At 68.3% G+C, this 26412-nt stretch carries 27 protein-coding genes and 2 tRNA genes; 13 read left to right on the top strand and 16 right to left on the bottom strand.

What is annotated here, in order from left to right:
• The 6 genes from QM693_RS25105 to QM693_RS25080 form a co-directional block, all read left to right on the top strand.
• Nucleotides 1-1085: transketolase-like TK C-terminal-containing protein (locus QM693_RS25105; RefSeq protein ID WP_502942671.1), on the top strand; the 1085-nt coding region annotated here is incomplete at its 5' end.
• Nucleotides 1086-1159: 74 nt separating this feature from the next.
• Nucleotides 1160-2431, top strand: coding sequence for a PucR family transcriptional regulator (locus QM693_RS25100; RefSeq protein ID WP_005261202.1), 1272 nt, complete (start codon nucleotides 1160-1162; stop codon nucleotides 2429-2431).
• A 127-nt stretch (nucleotides 2432-2558) separates the two neighbouring features.
• Complete coding sequence (locus QM693_RS25095) at nucleotides 2559-3476, top strand: ACP S-malonyltransferase (protein ID WP_280782461.1); 918 nt, start codon at nucleotides 2559-2561, stop codon at nucleotides 3474-3476.
• A 106-nt stretch (nucleotides 3477-3582) separates the two neighbouring features.
• Nucleotides 3583-3894 carry a meromycolate extension acyl carrier protein AcpM gene (acpM, locus tag QM693_RS25090; RefSeq protein WP_005247839.1) on the top strand — a complete coding sequence of 104 codons (312 nt, stop codon included), beginning with the start codon at nucleotides 3583-3585 and terminating at the stop codon, nucleotides 3892-3894.
• Between the two features lie 8 nt (nucleotides 3895-3902).
• Nucleotides 3903-5153, top strand: a complete 1251-nt coding sequence (locus QM693_RS25085; RefSeq protein ID WP_005247840.1) for a KasA/KasB family beta-ketoacyl-ACP synthase — start codon at nucleotides 3903-3905, stop codon at nucleotides 5151-5153.
• Nucleotides 5154-5247: 94 nt separating this feature from the next.
• Nucleotides 5248-6681 carry an acyl-CoA carboxylase subunit beta gene (locus QM693_RS25080; protein ID WP_009473915.1) on the top strand — a complete coding sequence of 478 codons (1434 nt, stop codon included), beginning with the start codon at nucleotides 5248-5250 and terminating at the stop codon, nucleotides 6679-6681.
• 72 nt (nucleotides 6682-6753) lie between these two features.
• Here QM693_RS25080 and QM693_RS25075 read toward each other — a convergent pair whose 3' ends face one another.
• From QM693_RS25075 to QM693_RS25060, 4 genes are all read right to left on the bottom strand, one after another.
• Nucleotides 6754-7263, bottom strand: coding sequence for a DUF3145 domain-containing protein (locus QM693_RS25075; RefSeq protein WP_005247843.1), 510 nt, complete (start codon nucleotides 7261-7263; stop codon nucleotides 6754-6756).
• A 125-nt stretch (nucleotides 7264-7388) separates the two neighbouring features.
• A complete protein-coding gene (locus QM693_RS25070) occupies nucleotides 7389-8207 on the bottom strand; it encodes a serine hydrolase domain-containing protein (protein WP_283353706.1) in 819 nt (272 codons plus the stop codon).
• Between the two features lie 45 nt (nucleotides 8208-8252).
• The gene (locus QM693_RS25065) at nucleotides 8253-9380 is read right to left on the bottom strand and encodes an NDMA-dependent alcohol dehydrogenase (RefSeq protein ID WP_005247847.1); all 1128 of its coding nucleotides are present in this window, start codon (nucleotides 9378-9380) and stop codon (nucleotides 8253-8255) included.
• 110 nt (nucleotides 9381-9490) lie between these two features.
• Complete coding sequence (locus QM693_RS25060) at nucleotides 9491-10009, bottom strand: DinB family protein (protein WP_283333668.1); 519 nt, start codon at nucleotides 10007-10009, stop codon at nucleotides 9491-9493.
• Between the two features lie 66 nt (nucleotides 10010-10075).
• On the opposite strand from QM693_RS25060, the gene QM693_RS25055 reads away from it, so the two are divergent.
• A complete protein-coding gene (locus tag QM693_RS25055; protein WP_283333667.1) occupies nucleotides 10076-10909 on the top strand; it encodes an MBL fold metallo-hydrolase in 834 nt (277 codons plus the stop codon).
• Between the two features lie 16 nt (nucleotides 10910-10925).
• On the opposite strand, the gene QM693_RS25050 is transcribed toward QM693_RS25055, so the two are convergent.
• A complete protein-coding gene (locus QM693_RS25050; RefSeq protein ID WP_105415138.1) occupies nucleotides 10926-11408 on the bottom strand; it encodes an adenosine-specific kinase in 483 nt (160 codons plus the stop codon).
• Between the two features lie 94 nt (nucleotides 11409-11502).
• Nucleotides 11503-11576: transfer RNA gene (locus QM693_RS25045), tRNA-Ile, on the bottom strand.
• Nucleotides 11577-11794: 218 nt separating this feature from the next.
• Between QM693_RS25045 and QM693_RS25040 the strand changes: the two genes are divergently transcribed.
• Nucleotides 11795-12025 carry a DUF6480 family protein gene (locus QM693_RS25040; protein WP_043778322.1) on the top strand — a complete coding sequence of 77 codons (231 nt, stop codon included), beginning with the start codon at nucleotides 11795-11797 and terminating at the stop codon, nucleotides 12023-12025.
• On the opposite strand, the gene QM693_RS25035 is transcribed toward QM693_RS25040, so the two are convergent.
• Together QM693_RS25035 and QM693_RS25030 are read right to left on the bottom strand one after the other, a co-directional pair.
• Nucleotides 11966-13135 (bottom strand): AI-2E family transporter, encoded by a 1170-nt coding sequence (locus tag QM693_RS25035; protein WP_280782456.1) that lies wholly within the window; start codon nucleotides 13133-13135, stop codon nucleotides 11966-11968. The two genes, QM693_RS25040 and QM693_RS25035, sit on opposite strands and share 60 nt — an antisense overlap.
• Nucleotides 13136-13260: 125 nt before the next feature.
• Nucleotides 13261-13333 (bottom strand) — tRNA-Asn (locus QM693_RS25030).
• 138 nt (nucleotides 13334-13471) lie between these two features.
• On the opposite strand from QM693_RS25030, the gene QM693_RS25025 reads away from it, so the two are divergent.
• Nucleotides 13472-13720, top strand: a complete 249-nt coding sequence (locus QM693_RS25025; RefSeq protein ID WP_283353705.1) for a hypothetical protein — start codon at nucleotides 13472-13474, stop codon at nucleotides 13718-13720.
• Between the two features lie 15 nt (nucleotides 13721-13735).
• On the opposite strand, the gene dnaG is transcribed toward QM693_RS25025, so the two are convergent.
• From dnaG to QM693_RS25005, 4 genes are all read right to left on the bottom strand, one after another.
• Nucleotides 13736-15670, bottom strand: coding sequence for a DNA primase (gene dnaG / locus QM693_RS25020; RefSeq protein ID WP_283333663.1), 1935 nt, complete (start codon nucleotides 15668-15670; stop codon nucleotides 13736-13738).
• A 48-nt stretch (nucleotides 15671-15718) separates the two neighbouring features.
• Nucleotides 15719-16924, bottom strand: coding sequence for a lipase family protein (locus QM693_RS25015; RefSeq protein ID WP_280782453.1), 1206 nt, complete (start codon nucleotides 16922-16924; stop codon nucleotides 15719-15721).
• An 87-nt stretch (nucleotides 16925-17011) separates the two neighbouring features.
• Nucleotides 17012-18310: a deoxyguanosinetriphosphate triphosphohydrolase gene (locus QM693_RS25010; RefSeq protein ID WP_283353704.1), complete on the bottom strand. Its 1299-nt coding sequence runs from the start codon at nucleotides 18308-18310 to the stop codon at nucleotides 17012-17014.
• Between the two features lie 7 nt (nucleotides 18311-18317).
• The gene (locus QM693_RS25005) at nucleotides 18318-19010 is read right to left on the bottom strand and encodes a YdcF family protein (RefSeq protein WP_009473925.1); all 693 of its coding nucleotides are present in this window, start codon (nucleotides 19008-19010) and stop codon (nucleotides 18318-18320) included.
• A gap of 69 nt (nucleotides 19011-19079) precedes the next feature.
• Here QM693_RS25005 and QM693_RS25000 point away from each other — a divergent pair, with 69 nt between their 5' ends.
• Together QM693_RS25000 and QM693_RS24995 are read left to right on the top strand one after the other, a co-directional pair.
• Entirely contained in the window at nucleotides 19080-21137 is a 2058-nt protein-coding gene (locus QM693_RS25000; RefSeq protein ID WP_283353703.1) for a TPM domain-containing protein, read from the top strand.
• Between the two features lie 161 nt (nucleotides 21138-21298).
• Complete coding sequence (locus QM693_RS24995) at nucleotides 21299-21973, top strand: hypothetical protein (RefSeq protein WP_283353702.1); 675 nt, start codon at nucleotides 21299-21301, stop codon at nucleotides 21971-21973.
• Between the two features lie 7 nt (nucleotides 21974-21980).
• Here the strand turns inward: QM693_RS24995 and QM693_RS24990 are convergent, their stop codons facing one another.
• Nucleotides 21981-23372 (bottom strand): glycine--tRNA ligase, encoded by a 1392-nt coding sequence (locus tag QM693_RS24990; protein ID WP_005571613.1) that lies wholly within the window; start codon nucleotides 23370-23372, stop codon nucleotides 21981-21983.
• A gap of 221 nt (nucleotides 23373-23593) precedes the next feature.
• On the opposite strand from QM693_RS24990, the gene QM693_RS24985 reads away from it, so the two are divergent.
• Nucleotides 23594-23938, top strand: a complete 345-nt coding sequence (locus tag QM693_RS24985) for an ArsR/SmtB family transcription factor (RefSeq protein ID WP_009473928.1) — start codon at nucleotides 23594-23596, stop codon at nucleotides 23936-23938.
• Nucleotides 23939-23943: 5 nt separating this feature from the next.
• On the top strand, nucleotides 23944-24369 hold the full coding sequence (locus QM693_RS24980; RefSeq protein ID WP_283353701.1) for a Fur family transcriptional regulator: 426 nt from the start codon (nucleotides 23944-23946) through the stop codon (nucleotides 24367-24369).
• A 3-nt stretch (nucleotides 24370-24372) separates the two neighbouring features.
• Here QM693_RS24980 and QM693_RS24975 read toward each other — a convergent pair whose 3' ends face one another.
• The 3 genes from QM693_RS24975 to recO are packed head-to-tail and all read right to left on the bottom strand — an operon-like array spanning nucleotide 24373 to nucleotide 26361.
• Nucleotides 24373-24774, bottom strand: a complete 402-nt coding sequence (locus QM693_RS24975; protein ID WP_283353700.1) for a hypothetical protein — start codon at nucleotides 24772-24774, stop codon at nucleotides 24373-24375.
• Nucleotides 24771-25580: an isoprenyl transferase gene (locus tag QM693_RS24970; RefSeq protein ID WP_164060565.1), complete on the bottom strand. Its 810-nt coding sequence runs from the start codon at nucleotides 25578-25580 to the stop codon at nucleotides 24771-24773. The genes QM693_RS24975 and QM693_RS24970 overlap by 4 nt, the downstream gene beginning before the upstream one ends.
• On the bottom strand, nucleotides 25546-26361 hold the full coding sequence (gene recO / locus QM693_RS24965; RefSeq protein WP_283353699.1) for a DNA repair protein RecO: 816 nt from the start codon (nucleotides 26359-26361) through the stop codon (nucleotides 25546-25548). Before recO ends, QM693_RS24970 begins: the two co-directional genes overlap by 35 nt.
• Between the last annotated feature and the right edge of the window lie 51 nt (nucleotides 26362-26412).

Here is a 26412-nt window from a genome sequence, read left to right as displayed (position 1 = left end):
ACGGGCAGCTGTACACCGCCGTGGATGCGGACCTGATGCTCGCCTACAAGGAATCCGAGATCGGGCAGATCCTGCACGAGGGCATCAACGAGGCCGGCTCGACCGCCTCGTTCACCGCCGTCGGCACCTCCTATGCCACCCACGGTGAGCCGATGATCCCGCTGTACATCTTCTACTCGATGTTCGGGTTCCAACGCACCGGCGACGGCCTGTGGGCGGCGGCCGATCAGATGGCCCGCGGCTTCGTCCTCGGCGCCACCGCCGGCCGCACCACCCTCACCGGCGAAGGCCTGCAGCACGCCGACGGGCACTCGCTGCTGCTGGCCTCGACCAACCCGGCCGCCGTCGCCTACGACCCGGCGTTCTCCTACGAGATCGCGCACATCGTCAAGGACGGTCTGCGCCGGATGTACGGCGGCACCGACGGCGTGGACGGGTTCGGTGGCGAGGACATCTTCTACTACATCACCCTCTACAACGAGCCCTACTCCCAGCCCGCCGAACCCGCCGACCTCAACGTCGACGGACTGCTCAAGGGCATGTACCTGTTCAAAAAGTCCGAGGCATCGGGCCCGAAGGCGCAGATCCTGGTCTCCGGAGTCACCATGCCCGAGGGCCTGCGGGCCCAGGAACTGCTCGCCGACGAGTGGGGTGTGGCCGCCGACGTGTGGTCGGTCACCTCCTGGGGTGAACTGCGCCGCGACGGCATCGAATCGGAGCGCCAGGCCCTGCGCGACCCCGGCACCGACGCCCCGCTGCCGTATGTCACGCAGGCCCTGTCCGACGCCGCCGGCCCGTTCGTGGCGGCCTCGGACTGGATGCGCGCCGTCGCCGACCAGATCCGCCAGTGGGTCCCCGGCTCGTACACCACCCTCGGCACCGACGGGTTCGGCTTCTCCGACACCCGCCCCGCCGCCCGCCGGTACTTCAACGTCGACGCCGAATCCATCGTCGTCGCCGTGCTGTCCGCCCTCGCCGGCGAAGGCACCCTCGACCGCTCCAAGGCCGTCGAGGCCGCCAACCGGTACCGCATCGACGACGTCCGCGCCGCGGCCGTCTCGTACACGGACACCGGCAGCGCGTAACGCCGAGATCCTCCCCACCGCCGCCCGTGTGTCCGTCGGACTACACGGGCGGCGGTGGGCGTAGGTTCTTGACTATGGTCGAGCAGAGTCCGTTGGTCTCCCGCAGACGACAAACCCGGGATCCGTTGCCCGACGCACTGTTGCGTCGCGTCAAACAGTTCTCCGGTCGCCTCTCGACCGAGGCCGTCACGACGATGCAGGATCAACTGCCGTTCTTCGACGACCTCGATGCCGCTCAACGCTCCAACGTGCAGTTGCTGGTTCAGACGGCGGTCGTCAACTTCCTCGAGTGGCTCAAGAACCCGGACAGCGACATCCGGTTCAGCCTGGACGCGTTCCAGGTGATTCCGCAGGATCTCGCGCGCAGACTCACCCTCAGCCAGACGGTGGACATGGTCCGCGTGGCGATGGAGTTCTTCGAGCAGTGGCTCCCGGCGCTCGCCCGCAACGACCAGCAGCTGATCGCCCTCACCGAGGCCGTCCTCCGTTACGGCCGCGAACTGGGTTTCGCGGCCGCCTCGGTGTACGCGAGTGCCGCGGAGTCCCGCGGTGCGTGGGACACCCGGCTCGAGGCACTCGTGGTCGACGCCGTGGTCCGTGGTGACACGGGTTCGGACATGTTGTCGCGGGCGGCGACCCTCAACTGGGACGCCACCGCCCCCGCCACCGTCATCGTCGGCACTCCCCCCGAGGACGAACGGGTCTCCGTCGTCGGCACGGTCCACACCATCGCGCAGAAGCACGGTCGCGCCGCCCTCGCCGTGGTGCAGGGTTCGCGGCTCGTGATGGTCGTCAGCGGCGAACTCCAGGAGGGGTCGGGGCACTCGAGTTTCATGACCGACCTGCTCGGCAAGTTCTCGGACGAGCCGGTGATCATCGGGCCGACCACGCCGACGCTGGGTGCGGCGCACTTCAGTGCCGTCGAGGCGCTCGCTGCGATGCAGGCGGTCGCCGGCTGGCGGGGCGCCCCTCGGCCCGTTCACGCCGCCGAGTTGTTACCCGAGCGCGCACTGCTCGGGGACAACGCCGCGGTCACCGCTCTGAACGACCATCTGGTCGCGCCGCTGGCGGCCGCCGGAGGTGTTCTCACCGACACTTTGGACGCATATCTCGACTGTGGAGGTGCGGTTGAGACTTGTGCCCGGCAGCTGTTTGTTCATCCAAATACTGTGCGGTATCGACTCAAGAGAATCGCCGAAGTCACCGGTCGCGATCCGACGAATCCGCGGGATGCGTATGTACTCAGAGTGGCCGCCACGGTGGGTCGATTGACACATTCCCATAACGAACCCATATCACGTTTAACACCAGTCACACCCTTCCCATTCGGAGAAGCAGGGCTGTAACGAACGTCTGTCCAGATTCGATGCGAGGACCCCACGTGCAATTTTGTGGGAACCCAACAAATCCGCCGACAAAGGTTCATCCGCAACGACATCTCGCAGCACGCCGTTGACGGTGTTCTCTTGAAGAGTGATTTCGTTGCTCGCCCCGGGTCAGGGCTCTCAGACTCCCGGCATGCTCATCCCTTGGTTGGAGCTGCCGGGTTCTCATGACCGTGTCGCACTGTGGTCGAAGGCTGCCGGCCTCGACCTCGTCCGCCTCGGTACCACCGCGACAGCGGAGGAGATCACCGACACGTCGGTGACTCAGCCTCTCGTCGTGGCCGCCGCACTCCTCGCCTTCGAGGAACTCGACGCGCGTGGCCTGGTTCCCGCAGACACCATCGCGGCCGGGCACTCGGTCGGCGAACTCGCCGCGGCCGCGGTCGCCGGAGTCCTCTCCGCCGACGACGCCGTCGCCCTCGCCGCCGTCCGCGGCGCGGAGATGGCGAAGGCCTGCGCACTCGAACCGACCGGCATGTCCGCGGTCCTCGGGGGCGACGAGGCCGAGGTGCTCGCCCGCCTCGACGAACTGGGCCTCGAACCGGCCAACCGCAACGCGGCGGGACAGATCGTCGCGGCAGGTCTGCTGTCGGCGCTCGAGGAACTCGCGGCCAACCCGCCGGAGAAGGCGCGGGTTCGCGCCCTGCCCGTCGCAGGCGCGTTCCACACCCGGTTCATGGCTCCCGCGCAGGAGGCCGTCACCGTGGCTGCGTCCAAGATCACACCAGGTGAACCCACCCGCACTCTGCTCTCCAACGCCGACGGCGCACCGGTCGCATCCGGAGCCGACGCACTGACTAAACTGGCCGCGCAGGTAACCCGACCTGTGCGTTGGGACCTGTGTACCGCAAGCCTGCGGACCGCTCAGGTCTCCGCGATTGCGGAACTTCCACCAGCCGGAACCCTCGTCGGTATCGCCAAGCGTGAAATGCGCGGCACGCCGACTCTGGCACTCAAGACCCCGGGGGATATCTCCGCGCTAGCCGAACTGACAGAACTCGGCTAGTTTGCTGCGCGCACCTCGGTGCGTGCAGGGCCCGCAGGCGCGGCCGATGGGGACGTGCCTGCACAACTCCAGATACATCTACACCGAATCAGAAGGGAGCCACTCAGTGGCCGCCACTCAGGAAGACATCATCGCCGGACTCGCGGAGATCATCGAGGAGGTCACCGGTATTGAGCCGTCCGAGGTGACCATCGAAAAGTCTTTCGTCGACGACCTCGACATCGACTCCCTCTCCATGGTTGAGATCGCCGTCCAGACCGAGGACAAGTACGGCGTGAAGATCCCCGACGAGGATCTCGCCGGACTGCGCACCGTCGGTGACGCCGTGTCCTACATCCAGAAGCTCGAAGCAGAAGGTGGCGCCGACGCGGAGGCCGTGAAGGCGAAGCTCGAAGCTGCCAAGAACGACGAGGAGTGAGCTCAGCCGTGACTTCCGCCTCGACCAACGGGAAGCAGTTCCCCAACATCGTCGTCACCAGCCTCGCGGCCACGACGTCGATCGCTGGTGACGTGGATGCCACGTGGAAAGGCCTGTTGGCCGGCGAGAGCGGCATCGACACCATCCGGGAAGCCTTCGTCACGGAGAACGACCTTCCGGTGACGATCGGCGGCAAGCTCAAGGTGTCGCCCGACGAGTCGCTGTCCCGGGTCGAGATCCGCCGGATGAGCTTCGTCGAGCGGCTGGCGCTCGTCCTGGGCCGTCAGGTCTGGGAGAACGCCGGCAGCCCGGAGGTCGACAAGGATCGCCTCGGCGTCGTGATCGGCACCGGACTGGGCGGCGGCGAAGCTCTGATCGACGCCGTCGAGAAGATGAAGGCCGGTGGGTACCGTAAGGTGTCGCCGTTCGCCGTTCAGATGGTGATGCCCAACGGTCCGTCGGCCACCGTCGGACTCGAGCTCGGGGCCCGCGCCGGAGTGATCACTCCCGTGTCGGCCTGTTCCTCGGGTTCCGAGGCCATCGCCCATGCGTACCGCATGCTGGTGATGGGCGACGCGGACATCATCGTCGCCGGTGGTGTGGAGGGTTACCTCGACGCCGTGCCGATCGCGAGCTTCGCGATGATGCGCGCGCTGAGCACCCGCAACGACGATCCGAAGGCGGCTTCGCGGCCGTTCGACAAGGATCGTGACGGCTTCGTGTTCGGTGAGGCCGGAGCGATGATGGTCCTCGAAACCGAGGAGCACGCCAAGGCTCGCGGTGCCACCATCCACGCCCGTCTGCTGGGCGCGGGAATCACCTCCGACGGGTTCCACATCGTCGCTCCCGATCCTTCGGGTTCGGGCGCTGCGCGGGCCATGACGAGGGCGATCGAGACTGCCGGATTGACGAAGACGGACATCCAGCACATCAACGCGCACGCCACGGCCACGCCGATCGGTGACACGGCAGAGGCGAACGCCATCAAGGCTGCCGTCGGCAACCATGCTGCGGTGTACGCACCGAAGTCCGCGTTGGGGCACTCGATCGGCGCCGTCGGTGCGCTCGAGGCGGTGCTCACGGTCCTGAGTCTGCGTGACGGAGTCATTCCGCCCACGCTGAATCTCGAGAATCAGGATCCAGAGATCGACCTGGATGTCGTCAAGGGTGAAGCCCGTTACGGCGAGATCGATTTCGCGATCAACAACTCGTTTGGTTTCGGTGGGCACAATGTCGCGCTCGCCTTCGGCCGGGCCTGACAGCCGGTCCTGCTAGCTCGCGGGTGGAGACCCCTTCTCTGAAGGGGTCTCCACCCATCGACAGCCCACCCGGGCCCGCCACAAGGAGGACGCGATGACAATCTTGGCACCCGCGACTAAGTCCGATGCGTCAATCGATCCGCGCGATCCCCTTGCGCGCCTGGAGAAGCTGTTCGACGCCGGGACGGTCGTCCCCCTGCATCCGCGTGACAAGTCCGGTGTGCTGGCCGCGTCCGGCAACATCGACGGTGTCCGCACCATCGCATACTGCTCCGATGCCACCGTCATGGGCGGCGCCATGGGCGTCGAAGGCTGCAAGCACATCGTGACGGCGATCGACACCGCCCTCGAGGAAGACGCCCCGATCGTGGGTCTCTGGCACTCGGGTGGCGCGCGTCTCGCCGAGGGCGTCGAGGCCCTGCACGCCGTCGGACTGGTCTTCGAGGCCATGGTCCGCGCGTCCGGCCGCGTCCCACAGATTTCCGTCGTCCTCGGCTTCGCGGCCGGCGGTGCGGCGTACGGTCCTGCGCTGACCGACATCGTCATCATGGCGCCCGAGGCCCGCGTCTTCGTCACCGGACCGGACGTGGTCCGCAGTGTCACCGGTGAGCAGGTCGACATGGTGTCCCTCGGCGGTCCCGACACGCACACGAAGAAGTCGGGTGTCGCGCACATCGCCGCCCACGACGAGGGCGACGCCCTGCACCGGGCACGCCGCCTGGTGTCGATGTTCTGCGAACAGGGCGAGTTCGATCAGGCCGCGGCCGCGCACGGCGACACCGATCTCCGCGCGCTCATGCCCGAGTCGGCGAAGCGCGCCTACGACGTCCGCCCGATCGTTCACGAACTTCTCGACAACGTCGAGGGCGAGTCGAGTTTCGAGGAACTGCAGGGCAATTACGCCCGCAGCATCGTCACCGGTCTCGGACGCCTCGGCGGCCGCACCGTCGGAGTCATCGCCAACAACCCGCTCCGCCTGGGTGGCTGCCTGAACTCGGAGAGCGCCGAGAAGTCGGCTCGTTTCGTCCGGCTGTGCAACGCATTCGGCATCCCGCTCGTCGTGGTCGTGGACGTGCCCGGCTACCTCCCCGGTGTGAGCATGGAATGGGAAGGCGTCGTGCGTCGCGGCGCCAAGCTGCTCCACGCGTTCGCCGAAGCGACCGTTCCCCGCGTGACGGTCGTGACCCGCAAGATCTACGGCGGTGCCTACATCGCCATGAACTCCCGCGCGCTCGGCGCCACCGCCGTCTACGCGTGGCCCGATGCCGAGGTCGCCGTCATGGGCGCCAAGGCCGCTGTCGGCATCCTGCACAAGCGCGCCCTGGCCGCAGCGCCGGAAGACGAGCGTGAGGCCCTGCACGAGCGTCTGGCCGTCGAGCACGAGAGCATCGCCGGTGGCGTCGACCGCGCCGTCGCGATCGGTGTGGTGGACGAAGAGATCGACCCTGCCAAGACGCGCAGTGTCGTCACCGCCGCCCTCGCCGCCGCCCCCTCCAGCCGCGGCGACCACAAGAACATCCCGCTGTGATCTGAGCTCTGGTCGAGAGAAGGCCCCCGCCGTTGTTGTGGCGGGGGCCTTTTCGCGTCCGTGAGCGGGGTGTCAGCCGACGTCGCGGCGCAACCAGGTGACCTCGGCGCCTTCTCCGCCGCTGCGGAACGGCTCGAGAGCCTCGTCCCACGCGGTTCCGAGTGCGTAGTCCAGTTCGGCGGCGATGTCGCCGCCCGCTTGCATCAGTGCCCGTAGCCGCATCTCCCCCACGACGACATCGCCGTTCGCGCTGGTGGAGCCGTGCCACAGACCCATGCCGGGCACGTGGCTGTACCGTTCGCCGTCCACGCCCTCACTGGCGTCCTCGGTGACCTCGAAGCGCAGCATCGGCCAGGCGCGGAGCGCGTTGACCAGCCGTGAGGCGGTGCCGACAGGCCCCACCCAGCTGGTGGTCGCGCGCAGAACGCCGTTGGAGGCCGGCTGCGAGGTCCATTTCAGGTTGGCTCGGCAGTCGAGGGTCGCGGTCAACGCCCATTCGATATGGGGGCACAACGCGGCGGGCGACGAGTGGATGTAGACAACACCAGCCGTCGCGTCCGCGAACTGATTCAATGCGCGCACTCGAGCCTCCTGCTTCGACGAGGGACGTCTTCCCCAACGGCCTCAGTCGGTGTGTGCAGCGGGCTCGGTTGACCAGTGTGCCTTGTGATGCCTGTGTTGCGCCAGTGATTCGAGCAATCGGTGTGTCATCGTCTTCTGCGTTCCGAGAGGATACCGTCGCTCAGCTCGGTCCACAGGGGCTTGGCCCAGTCGCCGAAATCCCGGTCCGTCAATGCGACGCACGCCAGTCCGGCGGCCGGATCGACCCACAGGAAGGTGCCGGACTGCCCGAAGTGGCCGAACGTCCGCGGCGAGTTGCCGGTGCCCGTCCAGTGCGGGCTCTTGCCCGAACGAATCTCGAATCCCAGACCCCAGTCGTTGGGCCGCTGTGAGCCGTATCCGGGCAGGATTCCGTCCAGCCCGGGAAACTGCACGGAGGTGGCGTCCGCGAACGTCTGAGGCGAAATGAGGGCCGGGCGGAACAGTTCTGCTGCGAACCGGCCGAGATCGCCCGCCGACGCCTGCGCTCCGTGGCCGGCGGGCCCGACGAGCGCGGACGCGCTCATGAACAGTGGGGCGAAGACGGATTCCGCGACGTAGTCGGCGAAATCGATCGACGTCTCGGCGGTGAGGAAGTCGGCGAGCACCTCGTAGCCGGCGCTCGAGTAGATCCGCTTGCGCTCCGGTGCCGTCTGCACCCGGTTCGCATCGAACGCGAGACCCGACGCGTGCGCCAGCAGGTGACGCACGGTCGAGCCCTCCGGGCCTGCGGGCTGGTCGAGTTCGACGGCCCCCTCCTCGGTGGCCACCAGGACTGCGTACGCACAGAACAGTTTGGTCACCGAGGCCAGGGGGAAGACGCGCTGCTGGTCGCCGTACTCGCCGATCACCCCTTCGTCGTGCGACAGGACCACCGCCGCAGCGTTGTCCACGGGCCATCGGGCAATCTGATCGAGACTCTGCACCCGGTCAGCCTACGAGAGCGGCCCGCGGTCGGCTGCGGCGAGCCGTCACCAGTCGGCTTCGGTGTACCGGATGACGCCGCGAATGTTCTTGCCGTCGAGCATGTCCTGATACCCGTCGTTGACACCTTCGAGGGTGTAGGTGCGGGTGATCATGTCGTCGAGGTTCAGCTGCCCCGACTTGTACATGGCCAGCAGGTTCGGGATCTCGACCCGGGCGTTTCCGCCGCCGAAGATGGTGCCCTTCAGGTCCTTCTGCAGCATCGAGAAGAGGAACAGGTTCAGCTTGACGTCCATGTCGGTCATCGCACCCATGGCCGTGACGACGCACGTGCCGAACTTGCTGGTGAGCAACAGTGCTTCCTCGACGTATTCGCCGTGCATCTCCCCGACCGTGATGATCGTCTTCTGCGCCATCAACCCGTTGGTGAGCGCGATGATCGGCTCGATTGCGGCCGCGGCACTCTCGAACGCGTGGGTGGCCCCGAACTTCAGTGCCTGTTCCCGCTTCCACGGCACCGGGTCGATGGCGAAGATCTGACGCGCCCCGGACGCCACCGCGCCCTGCAGTGCGCTCATGCCGACGCCGCCGACCCCCATGATGACGACGGATTCGCCCGGCTTCACCTCCGCCATCCGCGTCGCCGAACCCCAGCCGGTGGGTACGCCGCAGCCGACGAGGGCGGCGACGTCGAACGGAATGTCCTTGTCGATCTTCACGACCGACGTCTCGTGCACGACCATGTAGGGCGAGAACGTCCCGAGGAGACACATCGGGATGACGTTTTCGCCGCGCGCGTGGATGCGGAAGGTGCCGTCGCTGATCGCCAGCCCGCTCAGGAGTCCCATTCCGAGGTCACAGAGATTCTGGTGTCCGGCCGAGCACGCCGGACAGCGTCCGCAGGCGGGCACGAACGAGAGCACGACGTGGTCGCCGACCTCGAGGTCCTTCACCTCCGGCCCCAACTTGGTGATGACGCCGGACCCTTCGTGACCGCCCATCACCGGGAAGGACGCCATCGGCATCGAACCGGTGACGATGTGGTGGTCGGAGTGGCACATTCCGGCGGCTTCCATGCGAATCTGCACCTCGCCCGCAACCGGATCACCGATCTCGATCTCCTCGACCGACCACGGCTCGTTCAGGCCCCACAGGATCGCACCCTTGGTCTTCATGTGACTTCCAACCCTTCATTCATGTCTGCGCATCTGCTGATGTGACGATAGACACAAACGGTCCGAATTGGAACACGTTCTACCGAATCGGGTCCGGGAATCCGAAACTGTTACCCCGACACGTCGTGGAGATGGTGGATCGGATCGTGGACGAAGTACTTGGCCAGCGACTCCACCGTGAACGATGCGCCGTCGCTCCGCCGCCCGGTCCGCACCCGGAATTCCGGCGCGACGGCCTCGAAGGCGTCCGCCACCGCCGCACCGGCCGCACGCAGCTCGGCGTCCACGACGGCCGGATCCTGCTCGTTGTAGCGCCCGGCGACCGCGGTCTCGTCCTGATCCCAGTTCGGGAACAGTGGATCCGTCTCGTCGAGCACGATCCGGAGCCGGACGTCGAAGATCCGGAACACGTCGCGAACGTGTGCGGCATACTCGAGCGCCGACCACGTCTGCTCGTCCGGCCGGACCCTCACATCGGGGCGGGTGAGGACCGGCGACCATGCCTCCGCGTTCGCCCGGACCAGCGCCGGAATGTCCTCGTACCGGGTTGCCGCCGAGTCGAACCCGCAGTCGGGGCACGCCCGGTCGAGGACCCAGGTCCAGTTCTTCGTGTCGGGAGTGATCGCCATGGCGGTCATCGTAGAACGGCCACAGGTCCCGCCGTGCGAATGCCGCCCACCGGTACGGTCGCGAGCATGCACGCCACCTTCCTCGGTGTTTCCACGATCCTGTTGTCCGACGGCGAGACGTCGCTGATGACGGACGGGTTCTTCTCCAGGCCGCCGCTCCTGCGCTCGGTACTCCGGCCGCTGCGCCCCGACGGTGCCGCCGTCGACCGGGCCCTCACGCGAACTCGAACCGACCGCCTCGCCGCCGTCCTCGTCGCGCACTCGCACTACGACCACGCGATGGACTCCCCCACGGTTGCGGAGCGCACCGGTGCGGAACTCGTCGGTTCGCCGTCGACGCGTCACATCGCCGAGGGTTACGGGTTCGCGATGGACCGGTTCCGGACGATCCAGGTGCGAACTCCCGTGAGGTACGGCGCATTCGAGGTGACGGCTCTACCCGCCGAGCACAGCCCCCGGGCGAAGTTCCCGGGCACGATCGAACACGCGGTGCACCCACCGGCATCGATCGGCGAATACGCGCAGGGCGACTGCTTCTCGTTCCATTTCGCGCACCCCGACGGCCGCGTCCTCGTCCACGCCAGTGCGAACTTCGTTCCCGGCGCGCTCGACGGATACGACGCCGACACCGTCTATCTCGGCATCGGCACACTCGGCAAGCAGTCCGACCGCTTCCGCCGCGACTACTGGGACGCACTCGTGACCCGGACCGGCGCACGGCGGGTGATCCCGATCCACTGGGACAACTTCTGGAAGCCACTCGACCGGCCGCTGACACCGCTCCCCCGCTTCGCCGACAACTTCCGGCGGTCCCTGCGGTTTCTCACCGAGAGAGGCCTGGCCGAAGGTGTCGACGTGCAACTCCCGGTTGCCTGGGAACGAGTCGATCCGCTGGCCTAGTCCGGGCTTCGCTCGCTCAGAGCTTGTAACCGATCGTCCGGAGCAACGCCTTGCGGTCGGCGACGTCGGCATCGGTCTCGACACCGGCGGGTGGGCGTCCGTCGATCACGCCGGCGATGCCCCGGCCGAGTTCCGTCTCGGCCACGATGATTTCGAGGGGGTTGGCGGTGGCGCAGAAGATGCCGCACACCTCCGGCACCTGCTTCAGCGTGTTCAGGACGTTGACCGGGTAGCCGTCCTCCAGGAACACGAAGAACGAGTGTCCCGCGCCGACCGCGACGGCGTTGCGGGTGGCCAACTCGACGAGACGGTCGTCGTTGCCGGAGCAGCGCACGAGGCGAGGACCCGAGGCCTCGCAGAACGCGACACCGAACCGGAGGTGCGGGCTCACTCCGACCAGGGCCTCGTGCACGTCCTCGACGGTCTTGATGAAGTGGGACTGTCCGACGATCACGTTCATGTCGTCGGGTTTGTCGATCGCCACGATCTGCAGATCCACGATGGCCTCCTCGGATGCCTTTCAGTCTGCCCCGCTCCGGCACGGAGAACAACGACGGAGCGGGCGTTCGACTTCGGGGATCCGCGGACAACGGTGGGGCGGGCGGGGCTCGAACCCGCGACCAATGGATTATGAGTCCACGGCTCTAACCGACTGAGCTACCGCCCCATCGCCGCACTACTCGCGATCGCGGCGTGCCGATGTTACCGTGCGCCCGCCGTGGGCGCGTAGCCGGGACGAAGCCCGCCCTGACAGGACTTTTCGTGGTCGGCGAACCGAATCGTGTCCCGACGTGGGCACTGCCCCGTCGCCGTGTGTGCGAACGCGTCTTCCGGGGTACGCGGATGTGATCCGCACTGCGGAGGACCACGAGACGGGAGCACAGGATGAGCGTCGAACGACCAGGACCCGAACCGGACGATGCACCGGCGCTCGACGACGGAGGGGGCGTTCGGCCGGGTGACACGCCACCGGATGCCGGCCAGACCTCGGGGTTGTCGCATCCGCAGCCGATGCCGGGCCGGACGGTGCCGATCCTCGCGTTCATCGTGGTGGGTCTACTCGTCCTCGCGGTCGCGGCCTTCTTCGTCGCCCGCGTGTTTGCGTTGTTCGACTGAGGTGACCGGCGCGGACGCGTCTGCGACGAGTTCGTACCGTCGCCCGTACGTTTCAACGAGGGCCTGGATCGCGGCGACCACCGGCACCGACACCAGGGCGCCGACCGGGCCGAACAGCGAGGCGCCCACGATCACCGATCCGAACGCGACCGCGGGGTGGATCGAGACCGTCGCGGAGGTGATGCGCGGGTGCAGCACGTAGTTCTCGATCTGCTGGTAGACGGTCCCGAACACGATCACCCACACACCGTCCATCGGCTGGGACGCCGCTGCGATGATTGCGGGGAGGGCGATCGCGAGGTAGGTGCCCAGGGTGGGGACGAACTGCGAGACGATGCCGGTCCACAGCGCCAGCGGCAACCAGTAGGGCACGCCGATCGCCACGAGGAAGATGCCCGTGGCGACCGAACTCACCGCAGCGAGGATCAGCCGTGACACCACGTATCCGCCGGCCTTCTCGACCGAGATCTCCCACACCACCGAGATGGCCCGCTGTTGCCGCGCCGGGAACCAGCTCGAGATCGTGCGGCGAAGGGCAGGCCCCTGCGCGGACATGTAGAACACGAACAGCAGCAGCGTCAGCATCTGGAACACGACGCCGAGCAGCGACGACAACACACCCAGAACTCCCGGTGTGAACCGCTCGGCGAGGTCTCGGATGGTCTCGGGTGTGAGGTGGATCAGATCCTCGCCGGTCGCGAAGTCGGTGTCGAACACGCGATTGGACCAGTCGGTGACCGAGGACAACGCACCCGGCAGGGCCTTGAGGAGCTGGGCGAGTTGCTGGGCGAGCAGTGTCCCGAAGAGTGCCAGGAACCCGATGGCGAAGACGAACAGCGCGAACAGGACGAGCCCGGTGGCGGCTCCGCGCCGCAACCCCCGGCGCTCGAGCCAGTCGACGACCGGTTCGATGGTGATACTGAACAACCACGCGAGGAACAGCAACCCCAGAAAGCTCCGCAGGTTGACGAACAGCCACCCCGACAACTGGTAGGCGGCGACGGCCAGCAGGACGTAGAGGATCGAGGGCAGAAGCCACCGCGGGGCGTCGCCTGTGCCGAAGCGCCCGATCGACCCTGTCCGCCCGGTTTCGCGGCCGTCCTCGCTCATCGCACACCCCGCGATCGATTGCTGCCGATACAGCGGGAATGTACTCGCCCCGGAGGGTGCACCTGTCCGAATTGGCCGGGCGCAGCAGAAAACCCCGCCCGGATGAACCGGACGGGGTTTCGGTGCTCCCCCGGCTGGACTCGAACCAGCAACCGTCCGATTAACAGTCGGAAGCTCTGCCAATTGAGCTACAGGGGATTATTCTGCTGTGCTTCGCCGTTCCCGGCGATGCGAGAGAAACTGTAGCGCATAGCCCCACCCCAGTACCAAATCGCCTGCCTGTCGACGCATCAGGCAGGATGGGTGCAGGTCGTTGTGCGTCGGGAGGAAGCGGGAATGATGCGGTTGTTGATCGGTATCGCTGCGGGGTACGTGCTGGGTACGCGAGCAGGACGTGTGCGCTACGAACAGATCAGCCGGGCCACCAAGGCCGTGGCCACCAGCCCGGCCACGAAGAAGGTGCTGCAGATCTCGCGTCAGAAGCTGTCCGACTCCCTGAACACTCAGCCGAAGCTCGAGCCCATGAAGCCGCTCGACGAGGAAACGACCATCCTGGTTCCCCAGGATCAGCTCAAGAAGAAGTAGCCGGCGGCGGCCGGGTCAGCCGGCCATCCCGTCCCGGTTGGTGTCGCCGATCGCCTGATCGAGCAGGCTGCGGCGGTACTGCTCCAGGGCGACGAGGTCGCCGAGCAGCGAATGGAACTCGTCCGACGCCGTGGCCGGTGAAATGCGCTGCAGCTTGGACTTCAGTTCCGCCACCTGCTCCCCCACCCACACCTCCTGCAGGCGTGCGATCACGCCGGAGATGTATCGCGGCACGGTGTCCTCTTCGGCGGGCAACGGCTCGACGGCGAGTTCCGACACGAGCGACGCCGCGGTGACGTCGTCGACACCGCGGCTGACCGCGTCGACCCACTCGCCGCCGCCGAGTCCCGCGCTGGTGCCGCCGGACGCGATCATCGACTCACGGATCACGACGTACGTCGGATGCGTGAACGTCTCCACCGGCAGCGAGTCGAATACGGTGCCCGCGATCGCCGGGTACTGCAACGCACCCTTCAGTGCCTCGCGCTGCGCCCACAGCGTCGGATCGTTCGGCCGGGGCCGGGTGAGCCCGACCGGCAACTGCGGTGTGTCCTGGTCCTCGTCCCGGGCGGCCTTCTTCTTGAGCGGCGCAGGCAGCGACCCGCGGGTGGACGCCCGCTTGCGCGCCTCGTCCCGCACCCGCTGCCGGACGGCGGCGATGTCGTCCCAGCCCACCCAGCCGGACAACTGGACGGCGTAACTGTCCCGCAGCGTCGCTTCCTTGATCTGCGCGACCACCGGCACGGTGCGCCGCAGCGCCTCGACCCGGCCCTCGGCGGTCTCGAGGTCGTGCTCGGTGAGGATCGACTTGACCACGAACTCGAACATCGGTGTGCGACGCGCCACCAGGTCGCGGACGGCGGCGTCACCGGACTTCTGCCGCAACTCGCACGGGTCCATGCCCTCGGGTGCCACGGCGACGAACGTCTGCCCGGCCATCTTCTGGTCACCCTCGAACGCCTTCATCGCCGCGGCCTGGCCCGCGGCGTCCCCGTCGAACGTGTAGATGATCTCGCCGCGAAAGTAGCTGTCGTCCATCAGCAGTCGCCGCAGCATCGCGAGGTGGTCCTCACCGAACGCGGTGCCGCAGGCGGCGACGGCGGTCTTGACCCCGGCCAGGTGCATCGCCATGACGTCGGTGTATCCCTCGACCACCACGGCCTGATGCCCCTTGGCGATGTCGCGCTTGGCGAGGTCGAGCCCGAACAGCACCTGAGACTTCTTGTACAGCATGGTTTCCGGCGTGTTGACGTACTTGCCGGGCATGGTGTCGTCGTCGAACAACTTGCGGGCGCCGAACCCGATGACGTCGCCGGACAGGTTCCGGATGGGCCAGAGCAGGCGCCGGTGGAAGCGGTCGATGTGACCACGCCGCCCGGCTTTCGACAGGCCCGCAGCCTCGAGCTCCTTGACGTCGAAACCCTTGCCCAGCAGGTGCTTCGTGAGGATGTCCCAGCCGTCGGGTGCATACCCGCACCCGAACTGCTGCGCGGCCTGCGCGTCGAAGTTCCGTTCCGTCAGGTAGTCGCGGGCCGCCTGCGCGTCGGGTTCCTGCAGGCGCGCCGAGTAGAACTCCTGCGCGGCCGCGTTGGCCGCGACCAGCCGGGAGCGGGTGCCGCGGTCGCGTTGCACCGAGGTGCCGCCGCCCTCGTACGAGATGGTGTAGTTCAACCGGTCGGCGAGCTGCTCGACGGCCTCGACGAAACTGATGTGGTCGATCTTCTGGAGGAAGGAGTAGACGTCGCCGCCCTCGCCGCACCCGAAGCAGTGGTAGTGCCCGTGATTGGGCCGCACGTGGAACGACGGCGACTTCTCGTCGTGGAACGGGCACAGCCCCTTCATGGAGTCGCCGCCCGCGCGCTTGAGGGAGACGTACTCCCCCACGATGTCCTCGATCCGTGTGCGCTCGCGAATGGCCGCAACGTCACGATCAGGGATTCTGCCAGCCACGAACGACAGTCTAGGCGCTCCGCCGCAGCCCGAACTTCCGCCTCGGGGTCAGCAGTTCGACGGGGCGGGAATCCCGGCGAATCGGTCGCCGAGATAGCCGAATGCGGGACCGGCACCGAGCATGGTGGCGGTGCCGTGGTCGGCGCCCGGGATCACGTCGAACTGCACCGGCACACCCTGTGAGCAGTACCGGGCGACGGTGTTCTGTACCGGCCCGATGGCGACGAGGGGGTCCGCGCTGCCGTGCCAGACGAACATCGGCGTCCTCGGCACTCCCGGATACAGTTCGACGCTGTTCTCGTCCATCACCGAGCGGCCGGACGGATCGGCGAGGATGCCGGGACCGTTGGTCAGGTCGGGTAGCGACTTCCCCGCACCGGCGCCGAGGATCGAATCCGTGCACATGTTGCTCATCTGCGCCCGCAGGGCGAGTCCGTCGCCGTTGAGGCCGTCTCCGAGCGGTGACCGCGTCGGGTATTCACGCTCGAGACCGATGGCGGCCGCGAATCCCAGGCCGAACGCCTGCGAGCGGGTGCTGCCCAGCCGGTCGGCCAGTTCACCGATGTTGACCGGTGTGCCGCCCTGGGCCACGCCCACGATGTTCAGTTCCGGGGCGTAGGTGGGTGCGAGCGCCGCAGCCCAGTTGGTCGCCATGGCGCCGCCCGAATAGCCGGCCAGCCCGACCGGACTGCCACCGAGTCCTGCTTCCGGGAGCCGCTGCGCGGCGCGGACACCGTCGAGGACGAGCCGGCCGCCGAGTTTCGCGGCGCCGTATGCGCTGGTCGGTCCGAGGTGGTCGGGCACGGCGACGGCCCAGCCGCGCGCGAGCAGGGCGTTGAGGGCGGGCCCCTCCTGGATTCCGCCGTTGAACAGCTGATGGGACGGCGCGCACTCGAGCCCGAGCGCGTTGACGAAGGGCTGATAGGACACGAGCGGCCGGTTGGCGGGGGTGCCGCGGGGCACCAGCACCGTGGTGATCGCGGCGATGGGCGCTCCGGCGGAGTTGGTCGACTTGTACTTCACCTGCCAGGCGTCGGCGGTGGGGAAACCGGTGGCGGCGACCGGTCGGCTCGCCAGCACGTCACCGTCGGCGCGTGCCCCGACGTCGGCGGGCGCACCGTAGAACGGGTCGGGGTCCGCGAACGGGTACGCGGGCGCGGCGTGCGCCGCGGGTGGGGCCAGTAGGGCGGCACCGACCGCCACCGCCAGCGCTGCGGACGTCGAACCGATGATCTTGCGCACTGCAGACTTCATCCGGTCTCCCTGACCATTGGGTGCGAGCTGTCTCTAGACCTATTCGTAGCACCGCGGCGGCAGGATGGGTCCGGCTTCCGAACTTTGTCAGCCCCAGCTCGCCTGTGCTCCGAGACTGGACTTGTCGACCCGTTCGAGACGGCTCTCGGTGTAGGAGGCGATCTGGTCGACGACGACCCGGACCCGTGCGGGGTCGTCGGCCGCGGCGTTCCAGGCGGGAATCAGGATGGGGTCGAGACCGGCGGGTGCGGTCGCGAGCAGCCATTCGGCGACGCGGTGCACGCGGTCACGCTGGCGTGCCTGCCGCGCCCGGTGGCCGGCATCCGACATCACGTAGTTCAGTGCGAACGTCTTGAGCAGCGCCACCTCCGCCGCCACCACCGGCGGGACCACCAGGTCGGCGTCGTACCGGGCGACCGGCTTGTCGCCGTGGATGTCGCGGGTCCCGATGATCGCGGCGGTCGCGAACCGGCCTACCAGTTCGCTGGTGAGGTTCTTCAGGGCGACCGAACTGCTGAGCGTGCCGTCGTAGCTGCCCACCTCGACGACGACGGGCAGACGACTCAACCGCGTCGCGGCCTCGACCAGTTCCTCCACGTCGAGGCCCGGGAACTCCGACGCACCGAATTCGGCGAGCGCCCGCTGATCCACCGGATCGGCCAGTGAACGCAGATCGATGCGCCCGTCGATCACGCCGTCCTCGACGTCGTGCACGGAATAGGCGACGTCGTCGGCCCAATCCATGACCTGCGCCTCGAGGCACTGGTGGCCGTCGGGGGCACCCTCGCGGATCCACGCGAGCACGTCGGCGTCGTCGTCGTAGGCCCCGAACTTCGCGCCGGGGCGCGGCCGGGTCCACGGGTACTTGATCGCCGCGTCCAGCGACGCGCGGGTCAGGTTGAGCCCGGCACTGCTTCCGTCGGGGTAGAGCACCTTCGGTTCGAGGCTCGTGAGGATGCGCAGATTCTGGGCGTTGCCCTCGAACCCCCCGCAGCTTTCCGCGACCTCGTCGAGGGCCTTCTCCCCGTTGTGACCGTACGGCGGGTGGCCGATGTCGTGCGCGAGGCCGGCGAGGTCCACCAGATCGGGATCGCAGCCGAGACCGTCGGCGATTCCGCGACCGATCTGCGCAACCTCGATCGAGTGCGTCAACCGTGTCCGCGGAGTGTCACCGTCCCGGGGGCCCACCACCTGGGTCTTGTCGGCGAGTCTGCGGAGCGCGGCCGAGTGCTGGACGCGGGCGCGGTCGCGGGAGAAGACGGATCGGTGTTGCGCGGCCGCGATCTGGCTGCCCGGGATTCCCGCCCGTTTCGGTGCCTCGCGGACCCGGCGGGCGACGTCGTGCGCGGAGTACACGTCGCCGAGGGGTGTCGTGTGTGCTGTCATCGAATGTCTACTGTCCCGCCGTGTAGGGGAAGTCGGCCGAGAAGTGGGTGAGCTGGTACCAGATCAACGCCCCTGTCTCCCGGGCGATTCCGTGCAACTGGGATTCGCGGGTGAACACGGCGGGCCCCTGCCGGGTGGGCGCCGTCCACGCGTCGAGTCCGGCGTCGCGTGCCATCGTCCGCGTCCGCAGCGAATGCCACGGGTCGCTGACCAGGACCGCCGAATCGATGCCCTGCGCCCCCATCGCCTCACTCACCGCCTCGATGCTGAGCAGGGTGTCGGACCCCTCCTCGACCGCGGTGATGCTGTCGGCGGGGACGCCGCGCGAGATCAGATAGTTCTTGCCGGACGCCGCCTCGGTGTACTCGTCGCCCTCCTGTTTGCCGCCGACCGTGATGACCTCGGGGGCCACCCCGCGCTCGTACAGCTTGTACGCCTGCTCGAGCCGGGCCTCGAACACCGACGACGGGGTTCCCGAGTACTGGGCGGCCCCGAGCACGACGATCGCGTCGGCGGCGGACGTGTCGTCGATCCGCGCGACCTGCCACACCCGGACCGCGGTGCCGAGCACCAGCGCGGCGGCGAGGAGGACCACGCCGGCGATGATCCGGCGGGTCCACCGGGCCAGCGTGCCGGCGAACCCCAGGCGCGCAGGACGGCGCGGGAGATCGTGGCGTTCACGGCTCGGTGCAGAATTCACTCCCTGATTCTGCCAGCTGTCGCCGAACTGTCCCGATGACGACTCGCCACACCCGATAGATTTGCTGCCATGCCACTCGCACCGCGCCTCGAGCAGACGCCGTCGTTCCGCTCCCGACTTCCCCGTGCTCGGCGGTTCGCCGCCGTCGGCGGCGTCTCCGCACTCCTGACTCTCGTGGCGATCTTGTTCTCTCCCGCGATCGCCTCGGCGGACGCACCGTTCCGTCTTCCCGGGCAGATCACGGACACCGTCGGCGTGCTCGACGCCGACCAGCAGAGCGACGTCCAGGCCGCGATCGACCAGCTGTACGACGAGCACAAGGTGCGGTTGTGGGTGGTGTACGTGCCCGACTTCAACGGGCTCGGCGCCGGTCCGTGGGCGGATCAGACGGCGCAGGCGTCCTCGCTCGGCGACCGCGACGCCCTGCTCGCGGTCGCGACGGTCGACCGCGAGTACGCCCTCATCGCGCCGGACGGACTGTCGGAGATCACCAGCGACGAGGCCGAGTCGATCCGGGTGGATGCGGTGGAACCCGCCCTGCGCGAGGAGGATTGGGCCGGAGGCGCGATCGCCGCAGCAGGCGGCCTGGGCGACGCGATGACTCCGGGCGAAGGAATGTCGGTGCGCACACTGCTGATCGGCGGCGGTGTGGTCGTCGTGGGTGCGGGTGGCGTGGTGCTGTATTCGCGGAAGAAGAAGCACGACCGCACCCGTGCCGGCGTCGAGGCGGCGCGCAGCATCAGCCCCGAGGACACCGCCGCGCTGACGGCGCTCCCGCTGCCGACGCTGGACGAGCGCGCCAAGGAGGTGCTCGTCGAGACCGACGACGCGCTGCGTACGAGTCAGGAGGAACTCGACCTGGCCCGCGGCGAATTCGGCGAGCAGGCCACAGCATCGTTCACGGCGGCGTTCGACACGGCGAAGGCGACGCTCGCGGCCGCGTTCACCGTCCGTCAGCGACTCGACGACGCGATCCCCGAGACCCCGCAGCAGCAACGGGAGATGCTCATCGACATCATCACCTCGTGCGGGCGCGCCGACCGCGAACTCAATGAGCGGGTCCAGGAGTTCGACGGACTCCGGGACCTGCTGATCAACGCCCCCGACCGACTCGACGGGCTCACCCGGGACATGGTCGCGCTGACCGTGCGCATCCCCGATTCCACGCAGACGCTCGCCACCCTGCAGACCGAATTCCCGGCCGCCGCACTCGCTTCCGTCGCCCACAACGTGACGATGGCGGAGGAGCGGCTCGCGTTCGCGGAACGGGCCGTGGCCGACGGACGGGACGCGGTCGCCCTGCCGCCCGGGAAGCAGGGACCGGCGGTGTCGGCGATCCGCGGAGCCGAGGGCGCCCTCGAACAGGCCCGGACGCTGCTCGACGCCGTCGACCACGCCGCGGAAGACATCCGGCACGCCATCGCGACGCTGCCGGCCGCGATCACCGACGTGGAGGCTGGGATCGCGGCCGCCGCCCAGTTCACCGAGCAGGGTGGGGACCGGCTCGCGTCGGCCCGCGCCGCGGCCGAGGCAGCGCTGGCGGCGGCGCGGGCCGCCGCGGACACCGACCCGCTCGGCAGCTTCACCCAGATCGTCAAGGCAGACGCGGAACTCGACGCCGTCCTCGCCGAGGCGCAGGAATCCCGGCAGCAGGCCGAGCGCGCACAGCAGCGTCTCGAGCAGGACATCGTGGCCGCGCAGTCGCAGGTCACGGCAGCGTCGGACTTCATCGGCACCCGACGCGGCGCGGTGGGAGCGGACGCCCGGACCCGCCTCACGGAGGCGCAGCGGCACCTGGCGGGCGCGCAGCAACTCCGCGGCACCGACGCCTCCCGCGCGCTTCAGCACGCCCAGGCCGCGGCCGCCCTGGCGGCCGACGCACTGCGCCTGGCGCAGAACGACGTGAGCCGCTGGGAGTCCCGCCAGCGCCCAGGGCCCGGAAGCGGTGGCGGGAACGCCACCGGCGCGATCCTCGGCGGCATCCTGATCGACAGCATCCTGCGCGGCGGATTCAGCGGCGGCAGCAACTGGGGAAGCCGCGGCTCCGGCGGTGGCCGCAGCAGCGGCCCGCGGTCCTTCGGCGGCCCGAGCAGCTCCGGCCGGATCAGTGGGGGCGGCCGATTCTGACGTCCTCCCGAGTCTTCGTCGCATTCGCTTGCGTCGCGGCCACCGCCTGCGGCGTCCTGTCGGGCTGCGAGGGCGGGGACCCGGCCGAGGACGACGCGATCCCGCTGTCGGCTGAGGCCTATCGCAGCCGGGAGGACGACGCGGCAGGTGGGCGGATTCACGTGCGGATCGCGAACACCGGCGATGCGCCCGTCGCCGTGACATCCGTGGCGTTGGACAGTCCCGGCTTCGAGGCGGCGCCCGCGACCCGGCGCGTGGTCGAACTCGGACCCGGCAGCCGGATCGATGTCGAGGCCGAATACGGCCCGGTGCGCTGCGACACACCCCCGGAGCCGGCGTACGCCCTGATCGGGGTCGCCGATCGGAACGGCTCGCCCGTACGGGTGCCGCTCGCAGCCCCCTACGACGTCCTCGGCCGAATCCACGACGGCGACTGCGCCGCAGAGGATCTGGCGCGGGCCGTACCGGTGACACTGATCCCGGCGGCGGCTCCGCCCGAGCCGACCGCACCCCTGCCCGCCCAGCTCGTCGTGAGCCGGGGAACGGCGTCGGGTGACATCCGGGTGGACGAGATCGGCGGCAGCGTCCTGTATGCGCTGCACGGCGCGCTGCCCGCCACCATGCGGGCGGGCGAGGACCGGCTGAGCGTCGACCTCACGATCGACGCGGCGCGCTGCGACCCCCATGCCCTCGCGGAGGCGAAGAAGCCCTTCGTCTTTCCGCTGTGGATCGCCGTCGGCTCCTCGGCACCGGAATACTCACGCATCCCGGTGTCCGAGGAGAACCGGCGAATCCTGACGAACTATCTGACCGCGACCTGCGGCGCGCGCAGGTGACGGCGGATCAGGAACCGATGAGGCGCTGCGCCAGGTAACCCTCGACCTGGTCGAGCGCGACCCGCTCCTGAGCCATGGAGTCACGCTCACGCACGGTCACGGCGTGGTCCTCGAGCGTGTCGAAGTCCACGGTGATGCAGAACGGTGTGCCGATCTCGTCCTGACGGCGGTAGCGGCGGCCGATCGCGCCGGCGTCGTCGAACTCGACGTTCCAGTGCTGGCGGAGCGTCGCGGCGAGATCCTTGGCCTTCGGCGTCAGATCCGCGTTACGCGACAGCGGCAGCACCGCGGCCTTCACCGGGGCGAGACGACGGTCCAGACGCAGCACGGTGCGCTTGTCGACGCCGCCCTTCGCGTTCGGCGCCTCGTCCTCGGTGTACGCGTCGACGAGGAACGCCATCAGCGACCGCGTGAGACCGGCTGCCGGCTCGATGACGTACGGCGTGTAGCGCTCACCGGTGGCCTGGTCGTAGTAGTTGAGGTCGGTGCCCGAATGCTTCGAGTGGGTCGACAGGTCGAAGTCGGTGCGGTTGGCCACACCCTCGAGCTCGCCCCACTCGCTGCCCTGGAAGTGGAAGCGGTACTCGATGTCGACGGTGCGCTTGGAGTAGTGCGACAGCTTGTCCTGGGCGTGCTCGTACAGGCGCAGGTTGTCCTTGTTGATGCCGAGCCCGGTGTACCAGTCCATGCGGTAGTCGATCCAGTACTGGTGCCACTCTTCGTCCTCGCCGGGCTTGACGAAGAATTCCATCTCCATCTGCTCGAACTCGCGAGTGCGGAAGATGAAGTTTCCGGGCGTGATCTCGTTGCGGAAGCTCTTGCCGATCTGGCCGATGCCGAACGGGGGCTTCTTGCGCGACGTGGTGAGCACGTTCGCGAAGTTCACGAAGATGCCCTGCGCGGTCTCGGGGCGGAGGTAGTGCATGCCCTCTTCGCTCTCGACCGGGCCGAGGTACGTCTTCAACATCATGTTGAAGTCGCGGGGCTCGGTCCACTGACCGACCGTGCCGCAGTCGGGGCAGGCCACGACGTCCATCGGGACGTCGTCCGGGTTGTCGAGGCCCTTCTTCTCCGCGTAGGCCTCCTGCAGGTGGTCCTGACGGTGACGCTTGTGACAGTTGAGGCACTCGACCAGCGGGTCGTTGAACACGCCGACGTGACCGGACGCCACCCACACCTCGCGGGGCAGGATGACCGAGGAGTCGAGGCCGACGACGTCCTCGCGGCTGGTGACCATGTTGCGCCACCACTGCTTCTTGATGTTCTCCTTGAGCTCGACGCCCAAGGGGCCGTAGTCCCAGGCCGACTTCGTGCCTCCGTAGATCTCACCGCACGGGTAGACCAGGCCACGACGCTTGGCGAGATTGACGACGGTTTCGACTTTGGACTTCGGTGCCACTCGGGTGCTCTCCATCTGGGTAATAGATGCATGGTTCACGTGCGCTTTTCGGAGCCCAGCCTATCTGCCCGACCGCGGTCGGTTCACCCACCCGGTTGACATGCGTATTCGTGCATATCAAAATGGAATCGATTTGCAATAAGGTGAGGGTGATCCTCCCGGGCCGACGGCCTCGCGGCCACGGTCCCGTCCATTGTCCGGCACTCCGAAGGAGATCACTGGTGAGCGTCATCGATCCCGGGGATCTGCATCCGTTCGAGGCGGCGGCGCCCGCCCACGTGCCGTCGAAGGAGACCCTTGCGGCGGCCGGCGACATCCTGCGCGCCCTCGCGGCCCCCGTCCGGATCGCGATCGTCCTCCAGCTCCGCGAATCGGAACGGTGCGTGCACGAACTCGTCGGGGCCCTCGGAGTCACCCAGCCACTGATCAGCCAGCATCTTCGCGTGCTCAAGGCCGCGGGCGTCGTGCGCGGCGAACGCACCGGACGTGAGGTCCTCTACCGCCTGGTGGACGACCACCTCGCCCACATCGTCGTGGACGCCGTCGCGCACGCCGAGGAAGGATAGAAGCCTTGACCCAGAACACCGGCCAGCGCAAGCCCGTCGTCGTGGGAGTACGCGCCACCAAGCAGCGCAGCGCCATCTCCGCGCTCCTCGACGACATCGAGGAGTTCCGGTCGGCGCAGGAACTGCACGACGAACTCCGCAAGCGCGGCGAGGGCATCGGGCTGACCACCGTCTACCGCACCCTGCAAACGCTCGCCGACGCCGGAACGGTCGACGTCCTGCGCACCGACAGCGGTGAATCCGTGTACCGGCGCTGCTCGTCCGGACATCACCATCACCTGGTCTGCCGTGCCTGCGGCTACACCGTCGAGGTCGAGGGGCCCACCGTCGAGCAGTGGTCGCAGTCGATCGCCGACGCACACGGCTTCTCCGACGTCAGCCACACCATCGAGATCTTCGGCGTCTGCAAGGACTGCACCGCAACGCAGTGAGCGTCAGGGGATCAGCCCCTGCCGTGCGGTGTCGGCCCCGCTCAACACGAGAAGCAGCATCGTGGTCAGTGCCTCGTCCTCGAGCCCGGCAGCCGGGAACGTGTAGCGCAGGATGACGTCCGCGAGCCGGCCGTGACCGAACACCGCGATCGAACCGAACTGCAGTGCGCCGTTCCGCTGCGCGACCTTCTTGTGCAGCGACGCGCTGACCGGACGATCCCAGGCCAGCACGCACGTCATCGACAACACATCGAGGCCCTCGGTGAGGGTCATCGCACTGATCGAGCACAGCGCCCCGGCGTACTCGAAACTCAGCGAACCGTCCTCCGCCCGGGTGACGGTGGCGAAGTGCTCGAGCGCGTCCGCCGCCCGCCCGAGCAGCGCGGACGCCCCGTCGACGGTCATTTCACACCACCGAACCGACGGTCACGCGACGCGTACTCGACACACGCCGCCCACAGGTCCCGGCGGTCGAAATCCGGAAACAGCTTCTCCTGGTACACCATCTCGGCGTAGGCCGACTGCCAGATCAGGAAGTTGGACGTGCGCTGCTCGCCGGACGGCCGGAGGAACAGGTCGACGTCCGGCATGTCCGGCTCGTCGAGGTACCGGGCCACGGTCGCCTCGGTGATCTTCTCCGGGTCGAGTTGCCCCGCCGCGACCCGCCTGCCGATCTCCTTCGCCGCGTCGGCGATCTCCGCGCGCCCGCCGTAGTTGACGCACATGGTCAGGTTCATGACCGTGTTGTGCTTCGTCAGCTCCTCGGCGATCTCGAGTTCCTTGATGACGCTGCGCCACAGCTTGGGACGGCGGCCCGCCCACCGCACGCGCACCCCCATCTCGTGCATCTCGTCGCGGCGACGACGGATCACGTCGCGGTTGAAGCCCATCAGGAAGCGGACCTCCTCGGGGCTGCGCTTCCAGTTCTCGGTGGAGAACGCGTAGGCCGACAACCATTCGACGCCCATCTCGATGCACCCGCAGACGGCGTCCATCAACACGGCCTCGCCGCGTTCGTGGCCCGCGGTCCGGGGCAGTCCCCGCTCCTGCGCCCAGCGGCCGTTGCCGTCCATCACCAGCGCGATGTGCCGGGGCACGAGTTCGGATTGCAGGCCCGGCGGGCGAGCACCCGAGGGGTGCGGGTCCGGCGGCCGGATCTGGCGCTCGGCCCCGGAATTATGCGGGGCTCGAGGTTCGCGTCGTCGAATCACGGTCCCCATCCTGCCTGACCGAATTCTCCACCCCTACCGCCGCATGCGGTCGTGCGCGTTCGATCAGCGGGAGAGTGCGGAGTTGCCGTTCGAGGTGCCACTGCAGGTGCGCCGCGACCAGACCGCTGGCCTGCCCCCGCAACGACTCGGGCACGTCCTCCGTGCTCGCCCAGTCGCCGCGGATCAGCGCATCCATCAGGTCGAGGACACCCGGTGACGGCGTGGCGGCGCCCGGCGGCCGGCAATGGACGCACACCGCTCCCCCGGCGGCCACGTGGAATGCCCGGTGCGGTCCGGGGGCGCTGCACCGCGCGCAGTCGTCGAGGGCGGGAGCCCATCCCGCAAAACCCATGGCCCGCAACAGGAAGGCGTCGAGGATCAGCTCGCACGGGCGGTTGTGCTCGGCGACGGCCCGCAGCGCCCCGACCGTCAGGCGATGCAGTTGCGGCGCCGGAGCCCGTTCCTCACCGGCGAGACGCTCGGCGGTATCGAGGATCGCGCACGCCGTGGTGTACCGGGAGTAGTCGTCGACGATGTCGGTCGCGAATGCGTCGACCGTCTGGACCTGGGTGACGATGTCGAGGTTGCGGCCGGGGTAGAGCTGCACGTCGATGTGCGCGAACGGCTCGAGCCGGGCACCGAACTTGGACTTCGTGCGGCGCACCCCCTTGGCGACCGCGCGCACCAGACCGTGCTGCCGGGTGAGGAGTGTGACGATACGGTCGGCCTCGCCCAGCTTGTGCTGCCGCAGGACCACCGCATTGTCTCGATACAACCTCACCGGTCCAGTCTCCCACGTCGAGGCGACCGCATTCCGCAGGCCGACCCGCGT

It is taken from the genome of Rhodococcus sp. IEGM 1305, from assembly GCF_030058635.1.
In the GTDB taxonomy this organism is placed as follows: Bacteria; Actinomycetota; Actinomycetes; order Mycobacteriales; family Mycobacteriaceae; genus Rhodococcus_F; species Rhodococcus_F opacus_D.
This window is presented reverse-complemented; position numbering and strand designations above follow the sequence as displayed.

What these genes read in the sequence shown, in the direction of transcription:
- QM693_RS25010 (WP_283353704.1), bottom strand. Translation starts at nt 18,310, where the DNA reads ATGACAGCACACACGACACCCCTCGGCGACGTGTACTCCGCGCACGAC.
- QM693_RS25060 (WP_283333668.1), bottom strand. Translation starts at nt 10,009, where the DNA reads ATGGCGATCACTCCCGACACGAAGAACTGGACCTGGGTCCTCGACCGG.
- QM693_RS25015 (WP_280782453.1), bottom strand. Translation starts at nt 16,924, where the DNA reads ATGAAGTCTGCAGTGCGCAAGATCATCGGTTCGACGTCCGCAGCGCTG.
- QM693_RS25000 (WP_283353703.1), top strand. Translation starts at nt 19,080, where the DNA reads ATGCCACTCGCACCGCGCCTCGAGCAGACGCCGTCGTTCCGCTCCCGA.
- QM693_RS25080 (WP_009473915.1), top strand. Translation starts at nt 5,248, where the DNA reads ATGACAATCTTGGCACCCGCGACTAAGTCCGATGCGTCAATCGATCCG.
- QM693_RS25025 (WP_283353705.1), top strand. Translation starts at nt 13,472, where the DNA reads ATGATGCGGTTGTTGATCGGTATCGCTGCGGGGTACGTGCTGGGTACG.
- QM693_RS25100 (WP_005261202.1), top strand. Translation starts at nt 1,160, where the DNA reads ATGGTCGAGCAGAGTCCGTTGGTCTCCCGCAGACGACAAACCCGGGAT.
- QM693_RS25035 (WP_280782456.1), bottom strand. Translation starts at nt 13,135, where the DNA reads ATGAGCGAGGACGGCCGCGAAACCGGGCGGACAGGGTCGATCGGGCGC.
- QM693_RS25065 (WP_005247847.1), bottom strand. Translation starts at nt 9,380, where the DNA reads ATGAAGACCAAGGGTGCGATCCTGTGGGGCCTGAACGAGCCGTGGTCG.
- QM693_RS25040 (WP_043778322.1), top strand. Translation starts at nt 11,795, where the DNA reads ATGAGCGTCGAACGACCAGGACCCGAACCGGACGATGCACCGGCGCTC.
- QM693_RS24975 (WP_283353700.1), bottom strand. Translation starts at nt 24,774, where the DNA reads ATGACCGTCGACGGGGCGTCCGCGCTGCTCGGGCGGGCGGCGGACGCG.
- QM693_RS25055 (WP_283333667.1), top strand. Translation starts at nt 10,076, where the DNA reads ATGCACGCCACCTTCCTCGGTGTTTCCACGATCCTGTTGTCCGACGGC.